Origin of the sequence: Agromyces sp. MMS24-K17 (assembly GCF_043950245.1) — a bacterium.
GTDB lineage: Bacteria > Actinomycetota > Actinomycetes > Actinomycetales > Microbacteriaceae > Agromyces.
Map to the genome: position 1 here is coordinate 3,733,067 of NZ_CP171640.1, position 23,352 is coordinate 3,756,418.

The window sequence follows — 23,352 nt, forward strand, 5'->3', positions numbered from 1 at the left end:
GGTCGTCGGGACGGCCGGGTGGCGGGGCGACGGGCGATCATGCGGCTCCTCGGATCGGGGTGGGTCGGCGGATGGCCGCGACGAGCATCGCCTCGATCGCGAGCGTGGGCTGCACGTTGCCCTCGATGCGCGTGCGGGCGATCTGGATCGCGTCGAGCGTGGCGAGCGTCGCAGCCGGGGTCGCCGCCGCGGCGGCGCGGTCGAGCTCGTCGCCGAGTTCGCGGTTGACGAGCGGCACGTCGGCGCCGAGCTGCACGACGAGCACGTCGCGGAAGAGCGAGGCGAGGTCGACGAGGATGCGGTCGATGCCGTCGCGGAGGCTTCGCGTCGCCCGGCGCTTCTGGTCGTCCTCGAGGGCCTTGATCTGGCCGCGGAGCGCCGCCGGCACGGCCTGGCCCGGCGCGAGCCCGAGCGAGCGGAGCGCGTGCTCGCGCTCCTCCTGGTCGCGCAGGGCGGTGATCGCCTTCGCGTCGTCGCCGGCGAGTTCGAGCAGGCGCGCCGCCGTGGCGACGGCCGACGACGCCGACCGCACGCCGAGCGCGAGCCGGAGGGTCTCCTCGCGGCGCGCCCGCGCGTCGGCGCTGGTGGCGAGCCGATGGGCCATGCCGATGTGGCTCTGCGACTCGCGCGCGGCGCGCTCGGCCAGCACGGGATCGACTCCGTCGCGACGCTCGAGGAGCTCGGCGACGTCGGCCACCGACGGCACCTGCAGCCGCACGGTGCGCACGCGCGAGCGGATGGTCGGGATGAGGTCGGCGTCGCTCGGGGCGCACAGGATCCAGACGGTGCGCTCGGGCGGCTCCTCGAGCTCCTTGAGGAGGAAGTTCGAGGTCTGCTCGGTCATGCGATCGGCGTCCTCGACGATGATGACGCGGTGGGCGCCGACCGACGGCGCGTAGTGCGAGCGCTTCACGATGTCGCGGACGTCGTCGCGCTTGATGATGACGCCCTCCGTCGCGAGCACGTGCAGGTCGGGGTGGCTTCGCGCCTCGACCTGGATGCGAGTCGTCTCGTCGCCGTCGGGGTCGCCCGCGATCAGCGCGGTGGCGAACGCGTAGGCGAGGTTGGATCGGCCCGAGCCGGGCGGGCCCGTCACGAGCCAGGAGTGGGTCATCCGCTGCCCGGAACCCGCCACGCCGCCGGCCGGGTCGACCGAGGCGCGCGCCGCCTCGCGGAACAGCTCGATCGCCGCCCGCTGACCGGTCAGCTCGCTCCACACGCTCACGCGACCACGCTACCCGCGCCCGCCGACGCGAACGAGCCCGCCGGCACCCCGGTGCGCACGGGCCTCACAGCAGCGGCCGCACCCGGTCGCGGATCTGCTCGGCGATCTCGGCCGCGGGCAGGGCTGCGTCGACGACGAGGAAGCGCTCGGGCTCGGCGGCGGCGATCTCGAGGTACGCGGCGCGCACGCGCGCATGGAACTCGGATGCCTCGGCCTCGAGCCGGTCGTAGCGGGTGCGCGCGGCGTCGAGCCTGGCGCGGGCCGCCTGCTCGTCGAGGTCGAGCAGCACGGTGAGGTCGGGCTGCAGGCCCTCGGTCGCCCACTCGGACACCCGGCGGACCTCCCCCGGGTCGAGCACGCGACCGGCGCCCTGGTAGGCGACCGACGAGTCGATGTAGCGGTCCTGGATGACGACCTCGCCTCGCGCCAGCGCAGGCCGGACGAGGGTCGCCACGTGGTGCGCCCGATCCGCCGCGTACAGCAGCGCCTCGGCGCGCGGGGCGATGTCGCCGCGGTGGTGCAGCACGAGCTCGCGCACCTCGAGGCCGACGTCGGTGCCGCCGGGCTCGCGCGTCCGCACGACGGACCGGCCCTCGCGCAGCAGCCATTCCTGGAGGAGCTCGGCCTGCGTCGTCTTGCCGGAGCCGTCGCCGCCCTCGAGCGTGAGGAAGAGGCCGCGGCTCACGCCGAGCTCTTCGGCGCGCGCTTCGCGGCGGTCGTCTTCGTCGCGGTCGTCTTCGTCGCGGTCGTCTTCGCAGCGGTCGTCTTTTTTGCAGCGGCCGTCTTGGTCGTCGTGGTCTTCTTCGCCGCCGCCGTGGTGCGCTTGGCGCGCGGCGCCGCCGGCCCCTTGTCGCGCTTGATCTGCAGCAGCTCGACCGCGCGCTCGAAGGTGATGTCCTCGACCGACTCGGCCCGCGGGATCGTCGCGTTCGTCTCGCCGTCGGTGACGTACGGGCCGAACCGGCCGTCCTTCACCTTGATCGGCTTGCCGCTCACCGGGTCGGCGTCGAACTCCTTGAGGGCGCTCGACGCCCGGCGGGCGCCGTACTTCGGCTGGGCGTAGAGCTCGAGCGCGCCGGCGAGGTCGACATCGAAGATCGCATCCTCGCTGGGCAGCGTGCGGGTGTCGGTGCCCTTCTTCAGGTACGGGCCGTAGCGACCGTTCTGCGCGGTGATCTCGTCGCCCGACTCCGGGTCGAGGCCGACGACCCGCGGGAGGTCGAGCAGCTTCAGCGCGGTCTCGAAGTCGATGGTCTCGACCTGCATCGACTTGAACAGCGATGCCGTGCGCGGCTTCTCGACGGGCGCCTTCTTGGCGCCGCGCTTCGGCGCTTTGGATGGGCTCTGTGGGGCCTCGGTCACCTCGCCGGTCGCCGCGTCGACGGCGACGGATGCCTCGGGCTCGGGGTCGAGCTCGGTGACGTACGGCCCGAACCGGCCGTCCTTCACGACGACCTGCTTGCCGTTCGCCGGGTTCACGCCGAGCACGCGGTCGCCCGCGACGGGCGCCGCGATGAGCTCCCGGGCCTTCGCCTCGGTCAGCTCGTCGGGTGCGAGGCCCTCGGGCAGGTTGACGCGACGCGGCGGGGCGTCGGCCGCGGCATCCGCCTCGACCACCTCGAGGTACGGCCCGTACTTGCCGATGCGGAGCGTGACGTCGGGGGCGATCTGCACCGAGTTGATCTCGCGCGCATCGATCTCGCCGAGGTTGTCGACGACCTGGCGGAGGCCGCGGTGCTTGTCGCCGCCGAAGTAGAACTCGCTCAGCCAGTCGACCCGGTCGGCCTCGCCGGCGGCGATGCGGTCGAGGTCGTCCTCCATCTCGGCCGTGAAGTCGTACTGCACGAGGTCGCCGAAGTGCTCCTCGAGCAGCCGGACGACCGAGAACGCGACGAAGCTCGGCACGAGCGCCTGGCCGCGCTGGGTCACGTAGCCGCGGTCGAGGATCGTGGAGATGATCGACGCGAACGTCGACGGGCGGCCGATGCCGAGCTCCTCGAGCCGCTTCACGAGGCTCGCCTCCGTGAACCGGGGCGGCGGGGTCGTCTCGTGGCCCTTCGCGTCGAGCTTCGTCAGCCCGACCGACTGGCCCTCCGACAGCTGCGGGAGCTTGGCCTCGCCGGGCGTGTCGTCGGCGTCGCGCTCCTCGTCGCGGCCTTCCTCGTACGCGGCGAGGAAGCCGCGGAACGTGATGACCGTGCCGCTCGCGGTGAACTCGGCGAGGGTGCCGGCGACCGGGGCCGTCGGCTGCGCCGGCGCCGCGGCGTCGGCCGCCGTCGGGCCGACCTCGAGCGTGACGGTCGCGGTGTGGCCCGTGGCATCCGCCATCTGCGACGCGATCGTGCGCTTCCAGATGAGGTCGTACAGGCGGAACTCGCTGCCGCGCAGCTGGCCCTCGACCTCGGCGGGCGTGCGGAACACCTCGCCCGACGGCCGGATCGCCTCGTGCGCCTCCTGCGCGTTCTTCGACTTCCCGGCGTAGGTGCGCGGCTTCTGCGGAATCGAATCGGCCCCGTAGAGCGCCGTCGCCTGGCTGCGCGCCGCCGCGACCGCCTGCTGCGACAGGGAGTTCGAGTCGGTGCGCATATAGGTGATGTAGCCGTTCTCGTAGAGCGACTGCGCCACGCGCATGGTGTCCTTCGCCGAGAGGCGGAGCTTGCGAGCCGCCTCCTGCTGCAGGGTCGACGTCGTGAACGGCGCGGCTGGGCTGCGGCGGTACGGCTTCGACTCGACCTTCGACACGCGCTTGGCGACGGCGTCGTCGCGCAGCGCGTCGGCGAGCGCGGTGGCGGTCGCCTCGTCGAGCACGGCGGCCTTCGACTTCAGCTGCCCGCGGTCGTCGAAGTCGCGGCCGGTGGCGACGCGGTCTCCGCCGAGGCGCACGAGGCGCGCCTCGAACGAGGCATCCGTGCCGGTGAACGTGCCGATGAGGTCCCAGTAGGAGGCGGTGACGAACGCGAGGCGCTCGCGCTCGCGGTCGACGACCAGGCGCGTCGCGGCCGACTGCACGCGGCCGGCCGACAGGCCGGGGCCGACCTTGCGCCAGAGCACGGGCGACACCTCGTAGCCGTAGAGGCGGTCGAGGATGCGGCGGGTCTCCTGCGCGTCGACGAGCGACGTGTCGAGCTCGCGGGTGTTGTCCTTCGCGGCGAGGATCGCGTCCTTGGTGATCTCGTGGAAGACCATGCGGCGCACCGGCACCTTGGGCTTCAGCTCCTGCAGGAGGTGCCACGCGATGGCCTCGCCCTCGCGGTCCTCATCGGTGGCGAGCAGGAGTTCGTCGGCGTCCTTGAGCGCGCGCTTGAGTTCGGCGACCGTCTTCTTCTTGGAGTCGGAGACGACGTAGTACGGCTCGAAGCCGTTGTCGACGTCGACGGAGAACTTGCCGAGCGAGCCCTTCTTGAGCTCGGCGGGCAGGTTCTTCGGTTCGACGAGGTCGCGGATGTGCCCGACCGACGACAGCACCTGATAGCCGTCGCCGAGGTACTGGGCGATGGACTTCATCTTGGTCGGCGACTCGACGATGACCAGTTTCTTCGCGCCTGACACCAGACTCCCTTTGATTCGAGACGAGAGGACGCACGTTGCCGCGCCCCCACGGTGTGCCGCCAGGCGGCGCCATGCCGCACTGTCAGCCACACCATACACACACTCACCGTGAACCGGCCTCGGCGGCCGTTCCGATGCGTTCCCCGATCCGATCCGATCGGATGCCGAGGTTCCCTTGCGATTCCCCGCCGGCGGAGGACAATGGCGACATGGACACGCCAGCAACGGGCTCCTACACCGCGAAGCTGATCGACGGACCGCTCGAGGGGCGCACGGTCGCGACCGCGTTCCTCGATTCGGGCGACCCCCGACCGCGGATCGAGCTGAACGCCGACGGGGGCAAGCGATACGTCTACTCCCGCGGCGCCGGCCTCGAGTACGACGGCGACAACTCGTCGCAGCCGACGGCCGTGGAGTACCGCTTCATCGAGACCGTCTTCGACTGACCGGCGCCGGAGGCTCACGCGGCTCGCCGCACGAGCCTCCGACTCCGGCCCGACCGGCGCTCAGCCGGCCCACCCGGGCGGTCCCGCGCGCGCCCGCGCCGAGGCCGTGAGCCCGGCACCGCGCACCTCGACGACGACGGATGCCACGGGCCCGTCCGTTCGACAGTCCGCCATCGCCGCACCGTTGCGAGCTGCGGTCGCCGCGGCCAGGTCGCACGGGATGCCGGGCACGGCCCCGCTCAGGGCGTCGGCCGCAGCCAGGGCCGCGGCGTCCGCGGCGTTCGCCGCCCGTTGGCCGGCGACGTGGACCGCCAGCAGGGGCACGACCAACGCCGTCAGCGCGACGATCGCGCCGGCGACCCCCAGCACGAGCACCGAGCCCGCCCCGCGCTCGTCGGGGCGCCCGATGGCGCGCCGGACGCACGCGGCCCGCATCAGGCTCCCCCGGCGACGGCGCACGACTCGGCGTGCAGCCGGAACGGCGCGAGCACGCCCCCGCCGTCGGCGCCGAGCGTGACGCAGAGGAACCGCCCGTCCCGCACGGCCGAGAGGTCGGCACGACCGGCGACGCGGTTCGCGATCGCCGCGGCGTCCCCCGACGACTCGCCGCGGGCGAGCGCGCGTGCGGCATCGGCCGCGGCATCCGTCAATCGCACCTGCTGCGCGCCGAGCTGGACCGCACCGAGGCACGCGGCCAGCACGAGCGCGACCGCGGGCAGCGCGACCGCGAGCTCCGCGGTCGCGCTGCCGCGTTCGCCGTCAGCCGACCGTGAGCGCATTCCGCACGAGGTCGGTGAGGATGCCGCGCACCTCGTCGCCGCGCAGGATGATGACGAGCAGGCCGGCGAACCCGACGGCGGCCATCGTCGCCACGGCGTACTCGGCGGTGGCGGCGCCGCGCTCACCGGCGAGCCGCCGGAGCAGCCGACGTGCAACTCGGCGGCGGATCGGGTGGGTGGTGGGTCTGGGCATGGATGGGTCCTTCTTCCGATCAGAGTGGCGGCACGAGTCGAGGTCGTCATGCGTCGGCCCCGAGGGTGCCGACCACGACGGAGATCATGAGCGGGGCGACGCCGAGCAGCACGAACGCCGGAAGCACGCACGCGCCGAGCGGCAGCATGAGCCGCACCGACAGTCGGGCCGCGCGCATCGCGGCCTCGGAACGGGCGGCGCGGCGGCGGCGCCGGGCCTCGGCCCGCAGGAGGTCGGCGACGGGCGCGCCGGCCTCGGCCGCGAGGTGGATGACCTCGTCGGCGCCGGCCGCGTCGGCTCCCGGGAGGTGCACCGCGAGGGCGTCCGCGACGATCGTGCGGGCCCGGTCGACCGAGGCGCCGCCGGTCATCGCGATGGCGAGCAGGTCGAGCTGGATGCCGGCGGCCGGCCCGGTCGGCGCGGCTCGGGCGACGAGCCGGCGGTTCCAGGTCGCGCCGGCCCAGAGCAGCAGGCTGCCGAGCGCGAGGCATCCGATGCCGACGGGCGTGCCGAGGAGGACTCCGGCGGTGTCGAAGCCGAGGAGCAGGCCGAATCCGACGGCGATGAGCGGCAGGGCCGTGACCAGCCGAGCGCTCGCCTTCGGCCCGGCGAGCGCGGCGTCGAGGTCCCGAAGCGCCTGCGCCTCGTCGCGCAGTGCCTCGGCGAGGTCCCGAAGGCTCGTGGCGAGGGGTGCGCCCGCCCGCTCGGCCACCGCCCACGCCGCAGCCAGGGAACGCCATGGCGAGCGGCCGGCCGGGTCGGCGGCCGCGATCGCGTCGGCGACCGGTTCGCCGGCGCCAGCCGCACGCGCCGCAGCCGCCACGGGGTCGGCGGCGCGGGCCCGGTCGCCCGGCACGTCGCGCGCGCCGGGGGCGGACTCCTCCGGCGCGCTCGGCCCTCCGGCCAGGTGCACCCAGGCCGTGCCGGCCGGCACCCCCGCCGCGAGCAGGACGGCGAGGCGCTCGGTCGCCGCGGCGACGGCGTCGATCCCCGCTCCGGGCTCGGGGCGTCGGAACCTCGCGCGCACGGCGGCGATCGCGGCGACGGGCCCGCTCACGCGACCACCACCTCGAGCCGCTCGTCGTCGAGCGCGAACGCCCCGATGCCGGAGAGCCGCCGCCCGTGCGGCCCGCGTTCGACGTGGAGGACGAGGTCGAACGCGCTGACCGCCTGCCGTGCGACGGCCTGGGGGCTCATCCCCGCCACCGCGCCGAGCGCCTCGAGCCGCGCCGGGACGTCGGCGAGGTCGTTGGCGTGCAGCGTGCCCGCCCCGCCGTCGTGGCCCGTGTTGAGGGCGGAGAGCAGTTCGCGGAGCTCAGCGCCGCGGCACTCGCCGACGACGAGCCGATCGGGGCGCATGCGCAGCGCCTCCCGGAGGAGCGCATCGAGGCCGACGCGGCCGGCGCCCTCGAGGTTGGGTTGCCGCGCCTCGAGGGCGACGACGTGCGGATGCTCCGGTCGGAGCTCGGCGACGTCCTCGATGACCACGATGCGCTCGGAGGGCGCGGCTTCCGACAGGAGCGCGGCGAGCAGCGTCGTCTTGCCGCTGCCGGTCGAGCCGGTCACGAGGAGGTTGCGGCGCTCGGCGACGGCACGGCGCAACCGCGCCTCCTGGCTCGCGTCGACCATGCCGGCGCGGGCGAGCGCCGCGAGGGAGAAGCCCGCCGCGCGGGGGATGCGGATGGAGAGGAGCGTGCCGACGCTCGACACCGGCGGGAGCACGGCGTGCACGCGGATGCCTCGCCCGAGTCGCACGTCCACGGCCGGCGCCGCCTCGTCGAGGTGACGGCCGCCGCGCGCGACGAGCTTGATCGCCAGGGCGCGGACCTCGGCCTCATCGGCGATCCAATCCGGCGCACGCTCGGGGCCGGTGCCGCGGTCGACCCAGAGTCCGGCGCCGCCGTTCACGAACAGGTCGGTGACCGGGCCGTCGGCGGCGTACGGCGCGAGCGGCCCGAGCAGGTCGAGATCGGCGGCGCTCGACGCGGCGGACGCGACGGGCCGCGGCGGACCGGAGGCCGTCGCGGCGATGCGCGGTCCGGGAGGGCCGGACGCCGCGGGCGCGACCGCATGCGGCACGCCGGCCACGTTCGGCACGCCGGCGACGTGCGGCACCCCGGCTCCGCGCTCGGCGAGCCAGGACGGCGTCGCGACGAAGGGCGTGGTCATGACGCCGAGCGTAGGAACGCCCGGCGGGCCGACGGTGACGCCGTGTGACCGAGGGAGAACCGAATCCTCCCCCACGCCGTTGTGGAGGAGGACTGGTCTGCACGAGAATCGTCGCTGGCGCGAGGATCCCGCAGCAACGACCCCGTTAACGAAGGGGGCGGCACCTATTGGGGGAACAGGTGCCGCCTCGGCAGCGCACGGATTGGGGGGAATCACATTGCGCTGCAGGCTCCGAAACGAAGTCCGGGCGGGAATCAGCATACGGCCTCCAGAAGTATGCGCAAGTACTTTTTGTCCTCATTTGTGCGGACACACAGACTTCTCTGCGGAAAGACACAGATGCAGGCAGAGAGCGCTCTCCGAAGTGAGGGCCGGATTCCGTTTCGGGACCGCCCGAGAGACCGGTCCGGAACGCAAGGTAAGGTGCTCGTGGGCAGGCGAAACCCACCGATCCACATTCGCGAAGGAGCGACGGAGCACATGACCGTTCAGATCGACCATGCCCTCGAGGAGATCCGGCGATTCCGCCCGAGCCCCGAGTTCGCCGCCCAGGCCGTCGCCGACGAAGGCCTCTACGACGCCGCAGCGGCCGACCGGCTCGGGTTCTGGGCCGACCAGGCCCGCAGCCTCCTCCAGTGGGAGAAGCCCTTCACCCGCACGCTCGACTGGACCAACCCGCCGTTCGCGAAGTGGTTCGACGACGGCGAGCTGAACGTCGCGGTGAACTGCCTCGACCGGCATGTGGCCGCCGGCCTCGGCGACCGGGTCGCCATCCATTGGGAGGGCGAGCCCGGCGACAGCCGCACCATCACCTACGCGCAGCTCACCGAGGAGGTCAAGCGCGCCGCGAACACGCTGACCGACCTCGGCGTCAGCCAGGGCGACCGCGTCGCCATCTACCTGCCGATGATCCCCGAAGCCGTGGTCTCGATGCTCGCGGTCGCGCGCATCGGCGCCATCCACTCGGTCGTGTTCGGCGGGTTCAGCGCCGACAGCCTCTCCTCCCGCATCGACGACGCCGAGGCATCCCTCGTCATCACCGCCGACGGCGGCTGGCGCAAGGGGAAGGTGTTCCCGCTGAAGCCCGTCGTCGACGAGGCCCTCGCGAAGTCGGCCGGCACCGTGCGCAACGTCCTCGTCGTGAAGCGCGGCGAGAACGAGGTCGAGTGGACCGACGGTCGCGACCTCTGGTGGCACGACACGGTGGCGCAGGCCTCCCCCGAGCACGAGGCGCAGGCCTTCGAGGCCGAGAACCCGCTGTTCATCCTCTACACCTCCGGCACCACCGGGAAGCCGAAGGGCATCCTGCACACCTCGGGTGGCTACCTCACCCAGGCGGCGTTCACCCACCGCAACGTGTTCGACCTCCACCCCGAGCGCGACGTCTACTGGTGCACCGCCGACGTCGGCTGGATCACCGGCCACTCGTACGTCGTCTACGGTCCGCTCGCGAACGGCGCCACCCAGGTGCTGTACGAGGGCACGCCCGACACGCCGCACCCGGGCCGCTGGTGGGAGATCGTCGAGAAGTACCGCGTCTCGATCCTCTACACCGCGCCGACCGCCATCCGCTCGTTCATGAAGCTCGGCCGCTCGATCGTGCACGACTTCAACCTGCGCTCGCTGCGCGTGCTCGGCTCGGTCGGCGAGCCGATCAACCCCGAGGCGTGGATCTGGTACCGGCACGTCATCGGCGGCGGCTCGATCCCGGTCGTCGACACGTGGTGGCAGACCGAGACCGGCGGCATCATGATCTCGGCGCTCCCCGGCGTCACCGACCTGAAGCCGGGCAGCGCGCAGGTGCCGATCCCGGGCATCTCGGTCGACATCCTCAGCGACGACGGCGAGCGCGTCGAGGGCGAGGGCGGCGGCCTGCTCGTCATCACCGAGCCGTGGCCCGCGATGCTGCGCGGCATCTGGGGCGACCCGGAGCGGTTCAAGGAGACGTACTGGGAGAAGTTCGGCACAGAGCCGGAGAACAGCATGTACTTCGCCGGCGACGGCGCCCGCCGCGACGAGGACGGCGACATCTGGCTGCTCGGCCGCGTCGACGACGTGATGAACGTCTCGGGGCACCGCCTGTCGACCGCCGAGATCGAGTCGTCGCTGGTCGCGCACCCGTGGACGGCCGAGGCGGCGGTGGTCGGGGCATCCGACGAGACCACCGGCCAGGCCGTCGTCGCCTTCGTGATCCTGAAGGCGAGCCAGGTCTCGCACGTCGAGGACCCGGCGGAGGCCGCCGACGAGCTGCGCCGCCACGTCGCGACGCAGATCGGCGCGATCGCCCGCCCGCGACAGGTGTTCATCGTCAACGAGCTGCCGAAGACGCGCTCGGGCAAGATCATGCGGCGCCTGCTGCGCGACCTCGCCGAGGGCCGCCAGGTCGGCGACACGACGACGCTCGCCGACACGTCGATCATGGACGTGATCAGCGCGCAGGTCCGCTAGGCCGGCACGCGCCTGCGGCGCACACCGGCACGGACGACGGATGCCTCGGCGGGAACTCCCGCCGAGGCATCCGTGTCGTCCGGGGCGCCGGTTCGCTACGCGAACTCGACGATGAGCTCGACCTCGACGGGCGAGTCGAGCGGCAGCACCGCGACGCCGACGGCGGAGCGGGCGTGGACGCCCGCGTCGCCGAAGACCTCGCCGAGGAACTCCGACGCGCCGTTGATCACGCCGGGCTGGCCGGTGAACGCGGGGTCGGATGCCACGAAGCCGACGACCTTCACGACGCGCGTGATGCGGTCGAGCGAGCCGATCTCGGCGCGGATCGCGGCGAGCGCGTTGAGCGCGGCGGTGCGGGCGTAGCCCTTGGCGGCGTCGGCGGAGACGAGCCCCTCGCCGTCGCCGACCTTGCCCGTCTCGGGCAGCGCGCCGGCGACGAAGGGCAGCTGGCCGCTCGTGTAGACGTAGCCGCCGCTCGTGACCGCGGGCACGTAGGCGGCGACGGGCGGCGCCACCGCGGGCACCTCGACGCCGAGTTCGGCGAGCCGGGCCTCGGCGCCCATCAGGCGTCGCCCTCGAACTGCTTCGCCGCCTGCGCGGCGGCGGCCTGCCCGGCGGACGCCGCGGCCGACGACTCGCCGCCGACGGGGCGCTTGAGGTAGGCGACGAGCCCGCCCTCCGGGCCCTGGACGACCTGCACCAGCTCCCAGCCCTCGCGACCCCAGTTGTTCAGGATCGCGGCGGTGTTGTGGATCAGGAGGGGGGTGGTGATGTACTCCCAGGCGGGCATGGGCTCCTCGTTCCTGCGTCGATGGAATATCGGGATGAATCGGGCCGGAGATGCCCCGTTGTGCCCCGGAATTCCGGGCGACGGGCCCATGGCGGGATTACCCAGCCTTCTCCGTTAGGCTCCACTATATGTCTGCCCAGAATCGATCGATGAGCAGCGCTGCGTCCGCTGCGCTCGGCCTCCTCGGCATGAGCGCGCTCGCCGGCCTGCTCGTCACCGCCGCGGTCACCCCCGCGATCGCAGTGACCGGCATGGCCGCCAACAGCGGCATTTCGCTCTTCGAGGGTATCCCGGGGTACCTGGACGTCGGCGAGCTTTCCGAGAAGACCGACATCTACGCGACGCGCTCCGACGGCTCGACCGTCCTGCTCGCCTCGTTCTTCGACGAGAACCGCGAGGAGGTCGGCTGGGACCAGATCAACCAGTTCGTGAAGGATGCCGCGGTCGCCGGTGAGGACCCCCGGTTCTACGAGCACAACGGCGTCGACCTGCAGGGCACGACGCGCGCCGTGCTGAACGAGTTCGTCATCGGCGGCGACACCCAGGGTGGCTCTTCGATCACCCAGCAGTACGTGAAGAACGTGCTCATCAACAACGGCGTGCGCGAGGCGACCACGCAGGAGGAGAAGGACGCGGCCTACGAGGCGGCGACCGAGTCCTCCGGCAACGCGGGCATCACGCGCAAGCTCAAGGAGATGAAGTACGCGATCGCCCTCGAGAAGAAGTACTCGAAGGACGACATCCTCCGCGGCTACCTGAACATCGCGAGCTTCGGCGGCCGCGTCTACGGCATCGAGTCGGCGGCCCAGTACTACTACGGCGGCAAGCACGCCGCAGACCTCACGCTCCCCGAGGCCGCGAGCCTCATCGCGATCGTCAACCACCCGGAGAAGTTCCGGCTCGACCAGCCCGACTCCGAGACGAACGGCGTCAACACGGTCGACGACGCCGGCAACGTCGTGCCGTACAAGGCGAACAAGGAGCGGCGCGACTACATCCTCGGCGAGATGCTGAAGACGAAGAAGATCACGCAGGAGGACTACGACGCCGCAGTCGCGACGCCGATCACCCCCGCCATCACCGAGCCGAGTACCGGCTGCCAGACGGCTCAGAACGCCTCGTACTTCTGCGACTACGTGAAGAACGTGATCCTGAACGAGTTCGACGACCCGGCCACACCCGACGTGAACGAGGGCCGCCAGCGCCTGGCGAGCGGCGGCCTGCAGATCTTCACGACCCTCGACGTCGACCTCCAGGACCGTGCGCAGGGCACGATCATCGAGAACGTCCCCTACACCGACGATCGGTTCGATGTCGGTGCAGCCGCGGTGACCGTGCAGCCGGGCACCGGGCGCATCCTCGCGATGGCCCAGAACAAGACGTATTCGCAGGATCCCGACGTGCTGAATGCAGATCCCACCACCGACGCGATCAACTTCAGCACCGACTTCGCCTACGGCGGATCGAGCGGCTTCCAGCCGGGTTCGACGTTCAAGGTGTTCACGCTCGGCGAGTGGCTGAACGAGGGGCACTCGCTCCGCGAGACCTTCAACGGCGCCCGCCGCACGTTCACGTCCTTCCCCGGCCTGTGCGACGGCTCGACCTGGAAGGGCAGCTTCAACCCCCTGAACGACGACGCGACGACTGCGAACAACGCCGTCGATGCGACCAAGTATTCGGTGAACTCGTCGTTCATGGCGATGGCCCAGCAGTTGCAGCTCTGCGGCGTCAAGAACACCGCGCAGGCCTTCGGCGTAAAGCGCGCGGACGGGCTCGAACTCGGACAGCGCTACGCCTGGAATGACGACGGCACGCCGACGCTCAACCCGGACGGCTCGCAGGCACTGGACCCGTCCGCGACGTTCCAGCCCTCCGCGGTGCTCGGCACCGAGGAGGTCTCCCCGCTCACGATGGCGACCGCCTTCGCCGGCATCGCGAACAACGGTCTCGCGTGCACACCTGTGGCCATCGACCGCATCGTCGACTCGCAGGGGAACGAGATCACCCCACCGCAGACGACGTGCACGCAGGCGGTGACTCCTGAGGTCGCGCACGCCATGGAGTACGCCATGATGCAGACCTTCAACGGCGGTACCGCGTCGGCGTCGAACACGGGTTCCGGCGTCGAGCACATCGGCAAGACCGGTACGACCGACAACGCGTTCGACACGTGGATGGTAGGCGCCAGCACCAAGGCCGCCACCGCCGTGTGGGTCGGCAACCTCACGGGTGGCGATGCTCGTCAGAACCTGCGAAAGGTGTCGTTCGACAGTGGCGCGGCGGCGACGGCCCGACACCGCATGTGGCGGGCGCTCATGATGCTCGCGGACGAGAAGTACGGCGGCGACGACTTCCCGGCTCCCGACGAGTCCGCGTTCAAGCAGGTCCTCGTCGACGTGCCGCAGGTCTCCGGGCTCTCGCTCGAGGCCGCGAAGCAGGCCATCGAGGCCGCGGGCTTCGTATTCGAGGACGGCGGGCAGCAGGACTCGAGCCTGCCGGCCGGCCAGGTCTCCGGCACCGACCCATCCGGTCAGGCGGGCAAGGGCTCCACGATCCGGGTGTTCACGAGCAACGGCCAGGGCGTGACCGTGCCGGACCTCACCGGCCTCACGCAGCAGGAGGCCAAGCAGGCGCTCGACCAGGTCGGGCTGAAGCTCGGCGGCAACGGCGGTAACCTTCCCGGCGCGGTGGTCGTCAGCCAGAGCGCCGGCGCCGGATCAGGCGCGAAGCGCGGGGATACGATCACCGTGCAGTACGGAACCCCCGACGCCGGCGGCACGGGCGGAACCGGCGGTAACGGCGGCAACGGCGGCACCGGCGGGTGAGCCGGATGACTCGCTCCCCCGCGGCGCGGATCGCCTGGGCGATCGGCGCCGCGGGGCTTGCCGCGTTCGCCTGGGGATCGCTCGTGGAGCGCACCCGGTGGACGCTCCGTCGCGTCGAGGTGCCGGTGCTCCCGGCGGGCTCGCAGCCCATCAAGGTGCTGCACCTCTCCGACCTGCACATGGCGCCGTGGCAGCGGAGCAAGCAGGCGTGGGTGCGCTCGCTCGCCGGCCTCGAGCCCGACCTCATCGTCGACACAGGTGACAACCTGGGGCACGAGCGGGGCCTGGAGGGCATCCGGGCGGCGTTCGACGTCTTCGCCGGCGTGCCCGGCGTGTTCGTGAACGGCTCGAACGACTACCACGGACCCGTGCTCAAGAACCCGCTGAAGTACTTCGGCGGCCCGTCGAAGCACCGCCCGCGGGCGAAGCAGCTCGACATCGGCGCGCTGCACGCGTACTTCGACTCGCTCGGCTGGATCGACCTCGACAACGCCGCTGCGGCGATCGAGGTCAACGGCACCCGGCTCGAGCTGTTCGGCGTCGACGACCCGCACAAGAACTACGACCGCCTCGACCTCATCACGGCGGCGATCGACGAGCTCCGTGCGGAGGATCCGCTCGGCGACGAGACGTGGCCCGACGGGCCGGGTACGGATGCCTCGCGCCCGACCCTCACCGTCGGGGTCGCGCACGCGCCCTACCAGCGGGTGCTGAACTCGTTCGTGAACCACGGCGCCCAGGTGATCTTCGCCGGGCACACGCACGGCGGCCAGGTCTGCGTGCCGGGCTTCGGCGCGCTGGTCACGAACTGCGACATCCCGCGCTCGCAGGTGAAGGGGCTCAGCGTGTGGCGTCACGGCCTGCGGTCGGCGTTCCTGAACGTCTCCGCGGGCCTCGGCACGTCGATCACCGCCCCCGTGCGCTTCGCGTGCCCGCCGGAGGCGACGCTGCTCACCCTCGTCGCGGCGGAGTGACGGCGGTGTGCCGGGCCGGCTCGGCGAGCGGGCGCGTGGCGGTCGTGCACGTGGTCAGCGGGCCGGGATTTATCGGCTATCCTTGTTGAGGCCGCAAGGCACCGGGGTGTGGCGCAGCTTGGTAGCGCGCTTCGTTCGGGACGAAGAGGTCGCAGGTTCAAATCCTGTCACCCCGACCACACGATGAAAGGCTCCCTCCGATCGGAGGGAGCCTTTCGTCGTCTCCGGGCGCCACGCCGGTATCCGCGGGCGCCCCGGGCGCCACGCCGGAGCCGGCGGGCGCTCCGGAAGCGTCAGCGCGCGTCTGGTCGGTCGGCTGAGGCGAGGACCGACTCGCCGTGTTCACGGCGGTCGGCGTCGTGGATGGCCGCGCCGAGCACGCGGGCGATGAGGATCGCACCGACGGCCCAGACGGACAGCACCGCGAGCGTGAGGATCAGTTCGGACATGCACTCTCCTTCGAGTCCATGGGATGCAGGGTTGGGAAAGTATGACATACCCCCGAACGGGGGTGAAGTCCTCATTTCCGGGTACCGTACCGCCCCGCCCCGGCGGCCGCGCGCACGACCCGCCGTCGAGGTCCGACCTGTGGCGCTCCCGCCACCGCGGCGTCAGGGACGTCCGGCGGGCGTCAGGGACGTCCGGCGTCAGGGACGGCCGAGCGACCGCACCTCCCACCCGGCTGCGCGCCAGGCCGCCGGATCGAGCACGTTGCGTCCGTCGAGGATGCGGCGCACGCCGACGCGCCGCCCCGCCTCGACCGGGTCGAGCGCCCGGTACTCGCGCCACTCGGTCGCGAGCACCACGAGGTCGGCGTCGCGCAACGCGTCCTCCGTGGAGGTCGTGTAGGCGAGCTGCGGATGCCTCGCCCGGGCGTTCCCGACGGCCTCGGGGTCCGTGGCGAGCACGTCGGCGCCGAGCCCGCGCAGCTGCACCGCCACGTCGAGCGCCGGCGAGTCTCGGACGTCGTCGGACTCGGGCTTGAACGACAGCCCGAGCACCGCGATCCGCCGCTCGTGCACCGAACCGCCGAGGAGTTCGACCGCGAGGTCGACGACGCGCTGTCGCTGCCGCAGGTTGATGGCGTCGACCTCCCGGAGGAACGCGACGGCCTCGCCCCGGCCGAGCTCCTCGGCCCGCGCGGTGAAGGCGCGGATGTCCTTGGGGAGGCATCCACCGCCGAAGCCGATGCCGGCGTTCAGGAAGCGGCGTCCGATGCGCGCGTCATGGCCGATCGCGTCGGCGAGGGCGGTCACGTCGGCGCCGGCGGCGTCGGCGATCTCCGACATCGCGTTGATGAAGCTGATCTTCGTCGCGAGGAACGCGTTCGCCGACACCTTCACGAGCTCGGCGGTCGCGTAGTCGGTGACGATGCGCGGGGTGCCGGCCTCGATCGCGGCCCGGTACACCTGGTCGAGCACGTGCTGGGCCCGGTCGTCACCGACGCCGTAGACGAGCCGGTCGGGCTCGAGCGTGTCCTTCACGGCGTAGCCCTCGCGGAGGAACTCGGGGTTCCACGCGAGCGCGGCGTGCGGGGCCGCCTCCGCGAGCCGGGCCGCGAGGCGCGCGGCAGTGCCGACGGGCACGGTGCTCTTGCCGACGACGAGGGCGCCGTCGGCGAGGTGCGGCAGCAGCGCCTCGAACGCGGCGTCGACGTGGGTGAGGTCGGCGGCGTTCGAGCCGGGGGCCTGCGGCGTCCCGACGGCGATGAAGTGCACCTCGGCGTCGGCGGCGTCGGCGATGTCGGTGCTGAAGCGCAGCCGCCCGGTGGCGGTGGAACTCGCCAGGATCTCGGGCAGGCCGGGCTCGAAGAACGGCGGCCGCGCGGCCGCCAGCTGCGCGATCTTCCGCTCGTCGACGTCGATGCCGACGACGGTGTGGCCGAGCGCGGCCATCGCGGATGCGTGGACGGCACCGAGGTAGCCGCAGCCGATGACGGAGATGCGCATGGGGTCCTCCGATCGAGGTGATGGGTGCCTCCATCATTCCAGCGGATGCCCCGGCGGAGGCCGTGCGAGCATGGACGGGTGAGTCATCCGCGTCCGGTGCACGTCGCCCGCCTCCTGCTGGCGCCGTACCTCGTCGCGCTGGGGCTGATCGTCTTCCTGCCCGCCCGCGAGGCGGGCCGGGTGACGGGGCTCGTGGGCGTGCTCGCCGACCTGGTCGCCGGGTTCGGCGTGCCGCGGGAGCCGGCGGCCGTGGTGCTCGAGTTCGTGGCGAACATCGCCCTGTTCGTGCCGTTCGGCATGCTGGCGGCGCTGGCCTGGCCGGGGGTGTCGGCGTGGGTGCCGATCGTAGCGGGCGCGGCGGTCTCGACGACGATCGAGCTGGTCCAGCTCGGCATCCCGTCGCGGGTGAGCACCGTGTCGGACGTGGTGGCGAACACCGCGGGCACCGCGCTCGGGGTCATGCTGGTGGCGTGGTGGGCGCTCAGGCGCCCGCCCCGTCGCCCCGATCGCCCGGCGGGAGCGGAACCCGCGCGGGCACGGCGCGCAGGCTCGCCCAGCGCATGATCGTCTCGAGCGGCCCGCGGCCGAGGTAGCGCCGCCAGGTCCAGGCGAACGCCATCGAACCGAGGACGAGTCCGATCGCGAGGGCCCACGAGTCGTCGGTGAGCAGGCCGTCCTCGACGCGGATCGAGGCCGCGAGCACGACCAGGTGCACGGTGTAGATCGTGAAGGGCATCGCCCCCATCGCCGTCACGGGCGAGGCCACCGCGCTCGCGATGCGGCGCACCGCCGGGGCGGCGAGCGCCGTCAGCGCGACGGCGGTCGCGACGACGAGGCATCCGACGCCCACGTTGGCGAGGGCGTGCAGCGACTCCCCCAGCGCCGACAGCCGGATGCCGCTGTCGTGCGCCGCCTGGTCGGTCAGCTGCCGGGCGCCGAGGTCGATGAGGAGCTTCGCCGGACCGAGCAGCAGCGCGGCGGCGGCGCCGCCGACGATCGCGGTCGTGGCCACCACGCGCGGCCGGTCGGCGCCGTAGCGCGCGAGCGCGAGTCCGATGAGCATGACCGGCACCCACTCGATGACGGGGTAGGCGCCGGAGAACGCCCAGTCGACGGGCAGCTTCCACCCGGCGGCGCGCACGTCGGCGACCCACTGCGTGGAGGCGACGACCACCGCGATGCCGGGTGCGACCGCGAGCAGCGGCACGCCGATCCAGAGCAGCACCCGCCGCGGGAGGAACAGCAGCGGCAGGAGCAGGAGGAACGCGATGCCGTACACGTCGAGGATGACGAACACGAGCGGTCGCAGGTAGGCGGTGATCAGCAGGCCGAGGGCGATGAGGATGCCGGCCCGGATGGCGACCTGCAACCGGAGCCGGGCGCGGTCCGGGCCGCCGGCGAAGCCGGGCGCGGCGGGGATGGGCCGGGTGCCGCCGCTGATGAAGCCGAGCGCGAGCCCGGCGGTGAGGGCGAACAGGAGCCGCGGGCGCTCGTCGGCGAACGAGAGGAGGAGTGCGCCGACGGGTTCGCCGGCGGCCGGCGCGACGTGGGCGAGGAACATGCCGATGAGCGCGAGGCCGCGGGCGAGGTCGACGCCTTCGATGCGGCGGCCGGGCTCGCCGCCATCGGGAAGGAGGCGGTCGCCCGCGCTCAGCGGACGACCACGGTCGGCGCCTCGAGGTGCGCGAGCACCCCGTGGCTGACGGAGCCGAGCAGGAACCGGGCGAGCGCCCCGCGGCCGTGGCTGCCGACGACGAGGAGCTTGGCCTCGGTGGCCTCGTCGACGAGGGCGGCGACGGGGTCGCCGGCGATCACGCGGCGCACGACGTCGACCTCGGGGTGCTCGCGCAGCACGCCGGAGAGGGCCTCGTCGAGCACCTCCTCGGCGGCGTTGCCGAGCTCGTCGGTGCCGATCATGGCGACGCCGTACCCGTACTCGCCGCCGACCATGACGGCGATGTCCCAGGCGTGCACGGCGATGAGCGGTTCACCCGATCGCGAGGCCTCGGCGACGGCGAACGCGAGCGCCCTCGCGCCCTCGGGCGACCCGTCGATGCCGACGGCGACGCCGCGACGGGCGCTGACGTCGACGTCGGGGATGACGGCGACGGGCGCGTGGCTCGCCGCGGCGATGCGGAGGCTGTGCACGCCCCGCCGGCTCGGTCGGCGCCCGCCGTGCCAGTCGCTGCCGACGACGAGCAGGTCGGCCTGGTGGCTCAGGCGTTCGAAGACCTCGACGGGCTGGCCCTGCTGGAGGTCGACGACGATCTCGAGGCCCGGCGCGAGGCGCTCGGCGAGCTGCTGCGCAGCGGCGAGGGATTCCTCCGCCTTGGTGTGCACGGCGAGGAGGAGCTCCGCGTCGCCCGTCGCCTCGATGGCCGTGTCGACGACGTGCACGAGCCGCAGGCGGAAGCCGCGCGCCGCAGCCCGTTCGGCGGCCCACTCGACCGACCGCCGGCCGGCCTCACCGGCGGTGCTGACTCCGACCGTGATCTCCGACATCGCGCCCCCTCGTCGTCTCCCTTCATCTTGTCGATCGGAGGCGGGTTTCGGAAGGCGGCGCACGGTGGGTCGTCGCCGGTCCCGGCGCCGAGGCTCCGGTTCAGGGCTAGCCCGGATTGCGACTGAGGATTCCTCACGGATACGCTGCGGCCAGAGGCGGCTCAACGGCGAGGAGCAGCGCGATGATCCCGATAGCGGCAGTCCACCGATCGGAACACCGGGTCGAACGGCACGACGTCGATGCGATCCTGCATGACGCACGCGCCTGGGTGCACGACAAGCGGCATCAGGCGATCGCCATCCTCATGGGTGGCTTCCTGGCGCTGGCCGCGATCATCGCCCATGCGGAGATCGACCGGCTCATCGCCGGCAGCCTCAGCTCCGGGCGGAGCCAGACGCTCACCGCGCTCATCGGGCCGCTCGCGTTCACCGAGAAGGACGACGCGTACGCGATCTGGTCGACGTCGAACTCGAGCACCCTGATCGGATGGTTCATCCTCTGCGCCGTGGCGGTCGACGCGGTGCTGATCGCCGTGTACGCCTCGGCGTTGCTGTTCGGCATCATCCGCGCGAATCGCACGGACCCACGACCTTCGCGGGTGATCTGGTTCATCGTCCTCATCGCCGCAGAGGCGTTCGAGGGTGCACTCCTCGTCCTGATGGCCCTCTCGTTGATCACCGGCGAGCGCTCGCTGATCGGCGCGACCGAGGCGACCGCCACGCTGCTCGCGATCGTCTCGACCACGAAGGTGGTCGCCCTGGTGATCGTCGTCGTCGGCCTGCTCCGCCGATTCGGTCGGCGGCTCTGGAAGACCGCCCGCCGTCTCGCGAAGGGGCTGTGGCTGCACCGGCTGTCGACCGTCCTCGTGCTCATCCTCTTCGCGCTGTCCTGCGTGCCGCTGGACAGCGTCTTCGATCAGCTTCCCGACATCCAGCGCCAGTGGGTGGTGCTCGACCACGTCACGGCGCGGCACCTCGTGGCCGGCGTCGTCGTGACGGCGATCGCCTACGAAGCCGCCCTGCTCTTCGGCCGGACCCGCACCCGCGTCATCGCGGACCGCCTGCAGGAGCTCAGGCGCAAGTCGACGCACGACACCGCGGAGACCGTGCCCTGGTACCCGCGCATCGGCAGCAGGACCATCCCGCGGAGCCGGGGGAACGAGCCCGATGCGAAGCTGTACCTCGCCCCGATCGACTGGTGGTGGTCGGCGCCGGTGGTGATCTTCACGCTGATGTGGCTCGTCACGGGAGCGACCACCGGCGAATGGGGCGTGCAGCTGCCGACGTGGCTCGTCTTCGTCCTGCTGCCCCTCGCCGTGGTGCTGTTCTCCACGCGGCCCGCCACTCTGACACCGCAAGCGGCCGGGAAGTCGGCCGACGGCGATCACCCGAAGGATGTCATCGAGGACGTCAAGTACGGATGGTTCACCGGCGACGTCGTCGCCGCGCTCATCCCGTCGGTCGTCGGGCTCGGGCTCGTGCGCTCGCTCACCGGCCCGGTGGTCGTGCAGTTCGTCACCCAGCGTTCGGCCGGGTACTCGCCGACGACGGATGCGTCGTTTCGCGCCTGGGTCGAACTGTCGGGCTGGGCGGTCGCGCCGGTGCTCCTGCTGACCGGCATCGGGATCGCGGTCCTGGCGCCGCTCCTGCTCTGGCGCCCGACCGCCCGGCGAGCGAGCCGGGCGTGGCGGAGCGTGTTCGATCCGACGCGTCGGTACGGCATCGCCTCGCGCATGCGCCGTCACCTGTGGCGACTCGGCGCCGCCTTCGCCGCGGGGATCGCGGTCCTCGCGTGGGTCATGGTCATGCCGCTCCAGGCCGCGGGATGGTTCGGGCCGCCGGCGCTCGCGGTGCTCGTGCTCACCGCATGGGGAGCGGTGCTGGGTGCCTTCACGGTCTCGCTGCAGGAGTTCCCGCCCGCGCCGGTGTTCATCCGCCTTCGGCTCCGTGCGACCCCGGTGCTGACGATGGCCATGGTCATCCCGCTCATCGCGGGCATCTGGTTCGCGGCGATCGGGCGAGACGACGCGTTCCTCCACGCGCCGCGGACGATCGAGCGCGATGTCCTCACCAGCGACTCGTCCCCGTTCCTCACCGCGGATGCCTACCTCGCCACCCGCATCGCGCAGATCGCCAACCGCGGATGCACGGTCGAGGCGGCCGGCCGGGAGTTCCGGCCGCTCTTCGTCGTCGCCGCCGAAGGCGGCGGGATCCGCGCCGCGTACTGGACGGCCAGCGCGTTCGAGTTGCTGCGCCGGGAGGGCGGATGCCTCGCCGACAGCGTGCTCCTCTCCAGCGGTGTTTCCGGGGGTTCGGTGGGCCTCGCCATCGTGGCGGCGAACGAGCAGGCGCGGAACTTCGCCCGTGAGCAGGGTGAGACCGCGTCCGCGCCCGGACCGCTCGCCGACATGCTCCGGCACTTCGCCAGCGCCGAGGCCGTCGGAGCCGCGATGGCCGGCCTCCTCGTCCGCGACCAGCTCTCGGAGATCTCGGGCCTGAGGTTGCCTTCGCTGCTCGACGGGGAACCGCGCTGGCGGGACGGCGGCCTGAACGGCTGGGACCGCGCGGCCCTGATCGAGCACGCCTGGGTCAACGACGTGCCCGCGCTCGGGCTCTCGCCCGACTGGGCCGGCAGCTCCGACATCGGCATTCCGGTCTTCAACTCGACGGACGCCCGGACGAAGTGCAAGGTCGTGATCACGCCCCTGCCGGTGCAGAAGCCGCGCGTGTCGACGGCGCCGAGCTCGGCCTGGGACTGCACCGGTCCCCGCGGCGCACCCGTGACCCTGCCGGTGCCGAAGCAGTGCTTCGAGGACCTCGACTGGGCCTCGGTAGCCATGCTCTCGGCGAGGTTCCCGCTCATCACGCCGGCGGCCCGGTTCTCCAGCGATCAGTGCGGCGCCGAGGACCTCCAGCTCATCGACGGCGGCTACGCGGAGCCGACCGGCCTGGGGACGGTGGCCGATTTCGCGCCCCTGATCGTCTCGAAGGTCGGGGCTGCGAACGCGGCCCGAGCCGATGAGCCGCCGCTCGTGCCCGTGCTGCTGTACCTGAAGAACTCCGCAGGCTACGACCTCCGGAGCGACATCGCGCAGGTGGCGGCGGAGCCGCTGGTCCCGTTCGTCGGCTTCGCCGCCTCGGGTCTCCAACAGGACGAGTCGGCGCTCACGCAGCGGATCTCGGCGATCTTCCGCACGACCAGGGGCGGTGCGCTCGGGCGCCACTCGATGGACCTGATCGAGGACGGCGTGCCCGGGCTCGCGGTCACCATCGCCCCGTCGACGACGCCCGCCGTGGTGCCGCCGCTCGGTTGGGCCCTGTCGCCGAGCAGCATGCAGGGTCTCGATGCGGCGCTGGCGGCGAACTTCGCCACCGCCGACGGCCAGACGCCCTCGCCGGTGCTGCAACTGCTCCAGTCGCGAGCACGATGGGGCGTCGGCGACGGCCTGTCGGCCGGAGCGCAGGCCCGCTTCGGCGTCGGCTGACTCCGGTCGGCCGGCCCG

General features: G+C 72.4%; 20 protein-coding genes and 1 tRNA gene. 7 read left to right on the forward strand and 14 right to left on the reverse strand.

From position 1 onward, the window contains the following. Nucleotides 1–37 precede the first annotated feature (37 nt). The 3 genes from ACGGZK_RS17145 to topA form a co-directional block, all read right to left on the reverse strand. Nucleotides 38–1,225 (reverse strand): DNA polymerase III subunit delta', encoded by a 1,188-nt coding sequence (locus ACGGZK_RS17145; RefSeq protein WP_395243829.1) that lies wholly within the window; start codon nt 1,223–1,225, stop codon nt 38–40. Between the two features lie 64 nt (nt 1,226–1,289). Beyond that, the gene (tmk, locus tag ACGGZK_RS17150; protein WP_395243830.1) at nt 1,290–1,910 is read right to left on the reverse strand and encodes a dTMP kinase; all 621 of its coding nucleotides are present in this window, start codon (nt 1,908–1,910) and stop codon (nt 1,290–1,292) included. Next, the gene (gene topA, locus ACGGZK_RS17155; protein ID WP_395243831.1) at nt 1,907–4,774 is read right to left on the reverse strand and encodes a type I DNA topoisomerase; all 2,868 of its coding nucleotides are present in this window, start codon (nt 4,772–4,774) and stop codon (nt 1,907–1,909) included. The genes tmk and topA overlap by 4 nt, the downstream gene beginning before the upstream one ends. Before the next feature lie 209 nt (nt 4,775–4,983). Here topA and ACGGZK_RS17160 point away from each other — a divergent pair, with 209 nt between their 5' ends. After that, nucleotides 4,984–5,220 (forward strand): hypothetical protein, encoded by a 237-nt coding sequence (locus tag ACGGZK_RS17160; RefSeq protein WP_395243832.1) that lies wholly within the window; start codon nt 4,984–4,986, stop codon nt 5,218–5,220. Nucleotides 5,221–5,280: 60 nt separating this feature from the next. Here the strand turns inward: ACGGZK_RS17160 and ACGGZK_RS17165 are convergent, their stop codons facing one another. The 5 genes from ACGGZK_RS17165 to ACGGZK_RS17185 are packed head-to-tail and all read right to left on the reverse strand — an operon-like array spanning nt 5,281 to nt 8,361. Further along, nucleotides 5,281–5,655, reverse strand: a complete 375-nt coding sequence (locus ACGGZK_RS17165; protein WP_395243833.1) for an Rv3654c family TadE-like protein — start codon at nt 5,653–5,655, stop codon at nt 5,281–5,283. Beyond that, nucleotides 5,655–5,999 carry a TadE family type IV pilus minor pilin gene (locus ACGGZK_RS17170; protein WP_395243834.1) on the reverse strand — a complete coding sequence of 115 codons (345 nt, stop codon included), beginning with the start codon at nt 5,997–5,999 and terminating at the stop codon, nt 5,655–5,657. The genes ACGGZK_RS17165 and ACGGZK_RS17170 overlap by 1 nt, the downstream gene beginning before the upstream one ends. Next, the gene (locus tag ACGGZK_RS17175) at nt 5,980–6,192 is read right to left on the reverse strand and encodes a DUF4244 domain-containing protein (protein WP_395243835.1); all 213 of its coding nucleotides are present in this window, start codon (nt 6,190–6,192) and stop codon (nt 5,980–5,982) included. Before ACGGZK_RS17175 ends, ACGGZK_RS17170 begins: the two co-directional genes overlap by 20 nt. Nucleotides 6,193–6,238: 46 nt before the next feature. Continuing rightward, on the reverse strand, nt 6,239–7,249 hold the full coding sequence (locus ACGGZK_RS17180; protein WP_395243836.1) for a type II secretion system F family protein: 1,011 nt from the start codon (nt 7,247–7,249) through the stop codon (nt 6,239–6,241). Then, on the reverse strand, nt 7,246–8,361 hold the full coding sequence (locus ACGGZK_RS17185) for a TadA family conjugal transfer-associated ATPase (protein WP_395243837.1): 1,116 nt from the start codon (nt 8,359–8,361) through the stop codon (nt 7,246–7,248). The genes ACGGZK_RS17180 and ACGGZK_RS17185 overlap by 4 nt, the downstream gene beginning before the upstream one ends. Before the next feature lie 480 nt (nt 8,362–8,841). On the opposite strand from ACGGZK_RS17185, the gene acs reads away from it, so the two are divergent. After that, nucleotides 8,842–10,809 carry an acetate--CoA ligase gene (acs, locus tag ACGGZK_RS17190; RefSeq protein ID WP_395243838.1) on the forward strand — a complete coding sequence of 656 codons (1,968 nt, stop codon included), beginning with the start codon at nt 8,842–8,844 and terminating at the stop codon, nt 10,807–10,809. Between the two features lie 95 nt (nt 10,810–10,904). Here acs and ACGGZK_RS17195 read toward each other — a convergent pair whose 3' ends face one another. Both ACGGZK_RS17195 and ACGGZK_RS17200 read right to left on the reverse strand, forming a co-directional pair. Next, a complete protein-coding gene (locus ACGGZK_RS17195) occupies nt 10,905–11,372 on the reverse strand; it encodes a RidA family protein (RefSeq protein WP_395243839.1) in 468 nt (155 codons plus the stop codon). Beyond that, complete coding sequence (locus ACGGZK_RS17200; RefSeq protein ID WP_395243840.1) at nt 11,372–11,599, reverse strand: hypothetical protein; 228 nt, start codon at nt 11,597–11,599, stop codon at nt 11,372–11,374. The genes ACGGZK_RS17195 and ACGGZK_RS17200 overlap by 1 nt, the downstream gene beginning before the upstream one ends. A 149-nt stretch (nt 11,600–11,748) precedes the next feature. Here ACGGZK_RS17200 and ACGGZK_RS17205 point away from each other — a divergent pair, with 149 nt between their 5' ends. The 3 genes from ACGGZK_RS17205 to ACGGZK_RS17215 all read left to right on the forward strand — a co-directional run bounded on the left by ACGGZK_RS17205 (nt 11,749) and on the right by ACGGZK_RS17215 (nt 15,577). Then, nucleotides 11,749–14,424 (forward strand): transglycosylase domain-containing protein, encoded by a 2,676-nt coding sequence (locus ACGGZK_RS17205; RefSeq protein WP_395243841.1) that lies wholly within the window; start codon nt 11,749–11,751, stop codon nt 14,422–14,424. 5 nt (nt 14,425–14,429) lie between these two features. Next, on the forward strand, nt 14,430–15,398 hold the full coding sequence (locus tag ACGGZK_RS17210; protein ID WP_395243842.1) for a metallophosphoesterase: 969 nt from the start codon (nt 14,430–14,432) through the stop codon (nt 15,396–15,398). 102 nt (nt 15,399–15,500) lie between these two features. Then, a tRNA-Pro gene (locus ACGGZK_RS17215) sits at nt 15,501–15,577 on the forward strand. A 114-nt stretch (nt 15,578–15,691) separates the two neighbouring features. On the opposite strand, the gene ACGGZK_RS17220 is transcribed toward ACGGZK_RS17215, so the two are convergent. Then, nucleotides 15,692–15,847 carry a hypothetical protein gene (locus ACGGZK_RS17220; RefSeq protein ID WP_395243843.1) on the reverse strand — a complete coding sequence of 52 codons (156 nt, stop codon included), beginning with the start codon at nt 15,845–15,847 and terminating at the stop codon, nt 15,692–15,694. A gap of 198 nt (nt 15,848–16,045) precedes the next feature. Beyond that, nucleotides 16,046–17,347 (reverse strand): UDP-glucose dehydrogenase family protein, encoded by a 1,302-nt coding sequence (locus ACGGZK_RS17225; protein ID WP_395243844.1) that lies wholly within the window; start codon nt 17,345–17,347, stop codon nt 16,046–16,048. A gap of 78 nt (nt 17,348–17,425) precedes the next feature. Between ACGGZK_RS17225 and ACGGZK_RS17230 the strand changes: the two genes are divergently transcribed. After that, complete coding sequence (locus ACGGZK_RS17230) at nt 17,426–17,911, forward strand: VanZ family protein (RefSeq protein ID WP_395243845.1); 486 nt, start codon at nt 17,426–17,428, stop codon at nt 17,909–17,911. On the opposite strand, the gene ACGGZK_RS17235 is transcribed toward ACGGZK_RS17230, so the two are convergent. Beyond that, nucleotides 17,829–19,001: a heparan-alpha-glucosaminide N-acetyltransferase domain-containing protein gene (locus ACGGZK_RS17235; protein WP_395246117.1), complete on the reverse strand. Its 1,173-nt coding sequence runs from the start codon at nt 18,999–19,001 to the stop codon at nt 17,829–17,831. The genes ACGGZK_RS17230 and ACGGZK_RS17235 overlap by 83 nt on opposite strands. Next, a complete protein-coding gene (locus ACGGZK_RS17240; RefSeq protein WP_395243846.1) occupies nt 18,998–19,849 on the reverse strand; it encodes a universal stress protein in 852 nt (283 codons plus the stop codon). The genes ACGGZK_RS17235 and ACGGZK_RS17240 overlap by 4 nt, the downstream gene beginning before the upstream one ends. Before the next feature lie 269 nt (nt 19,850–20,118). Here ACGGZK_RS17240 and ACGGZK_RS17245 point away from each other — a divergent pair, with 269 nt between their 5' ends. Beyond that, nucleotides 20,119–23,334, forward strand: a complete 3,216-nt coding sequence (locus ACGGZK_RS17245; RefSeq protein ID WP_395243847.1) for a hypothetical protein — start codon at nt 20,119–20,121, stop codon at nt 23,332–23,334. The last annotated feature ends 18 nt before the right edge of the window (nt 23,335–23,352 follow it).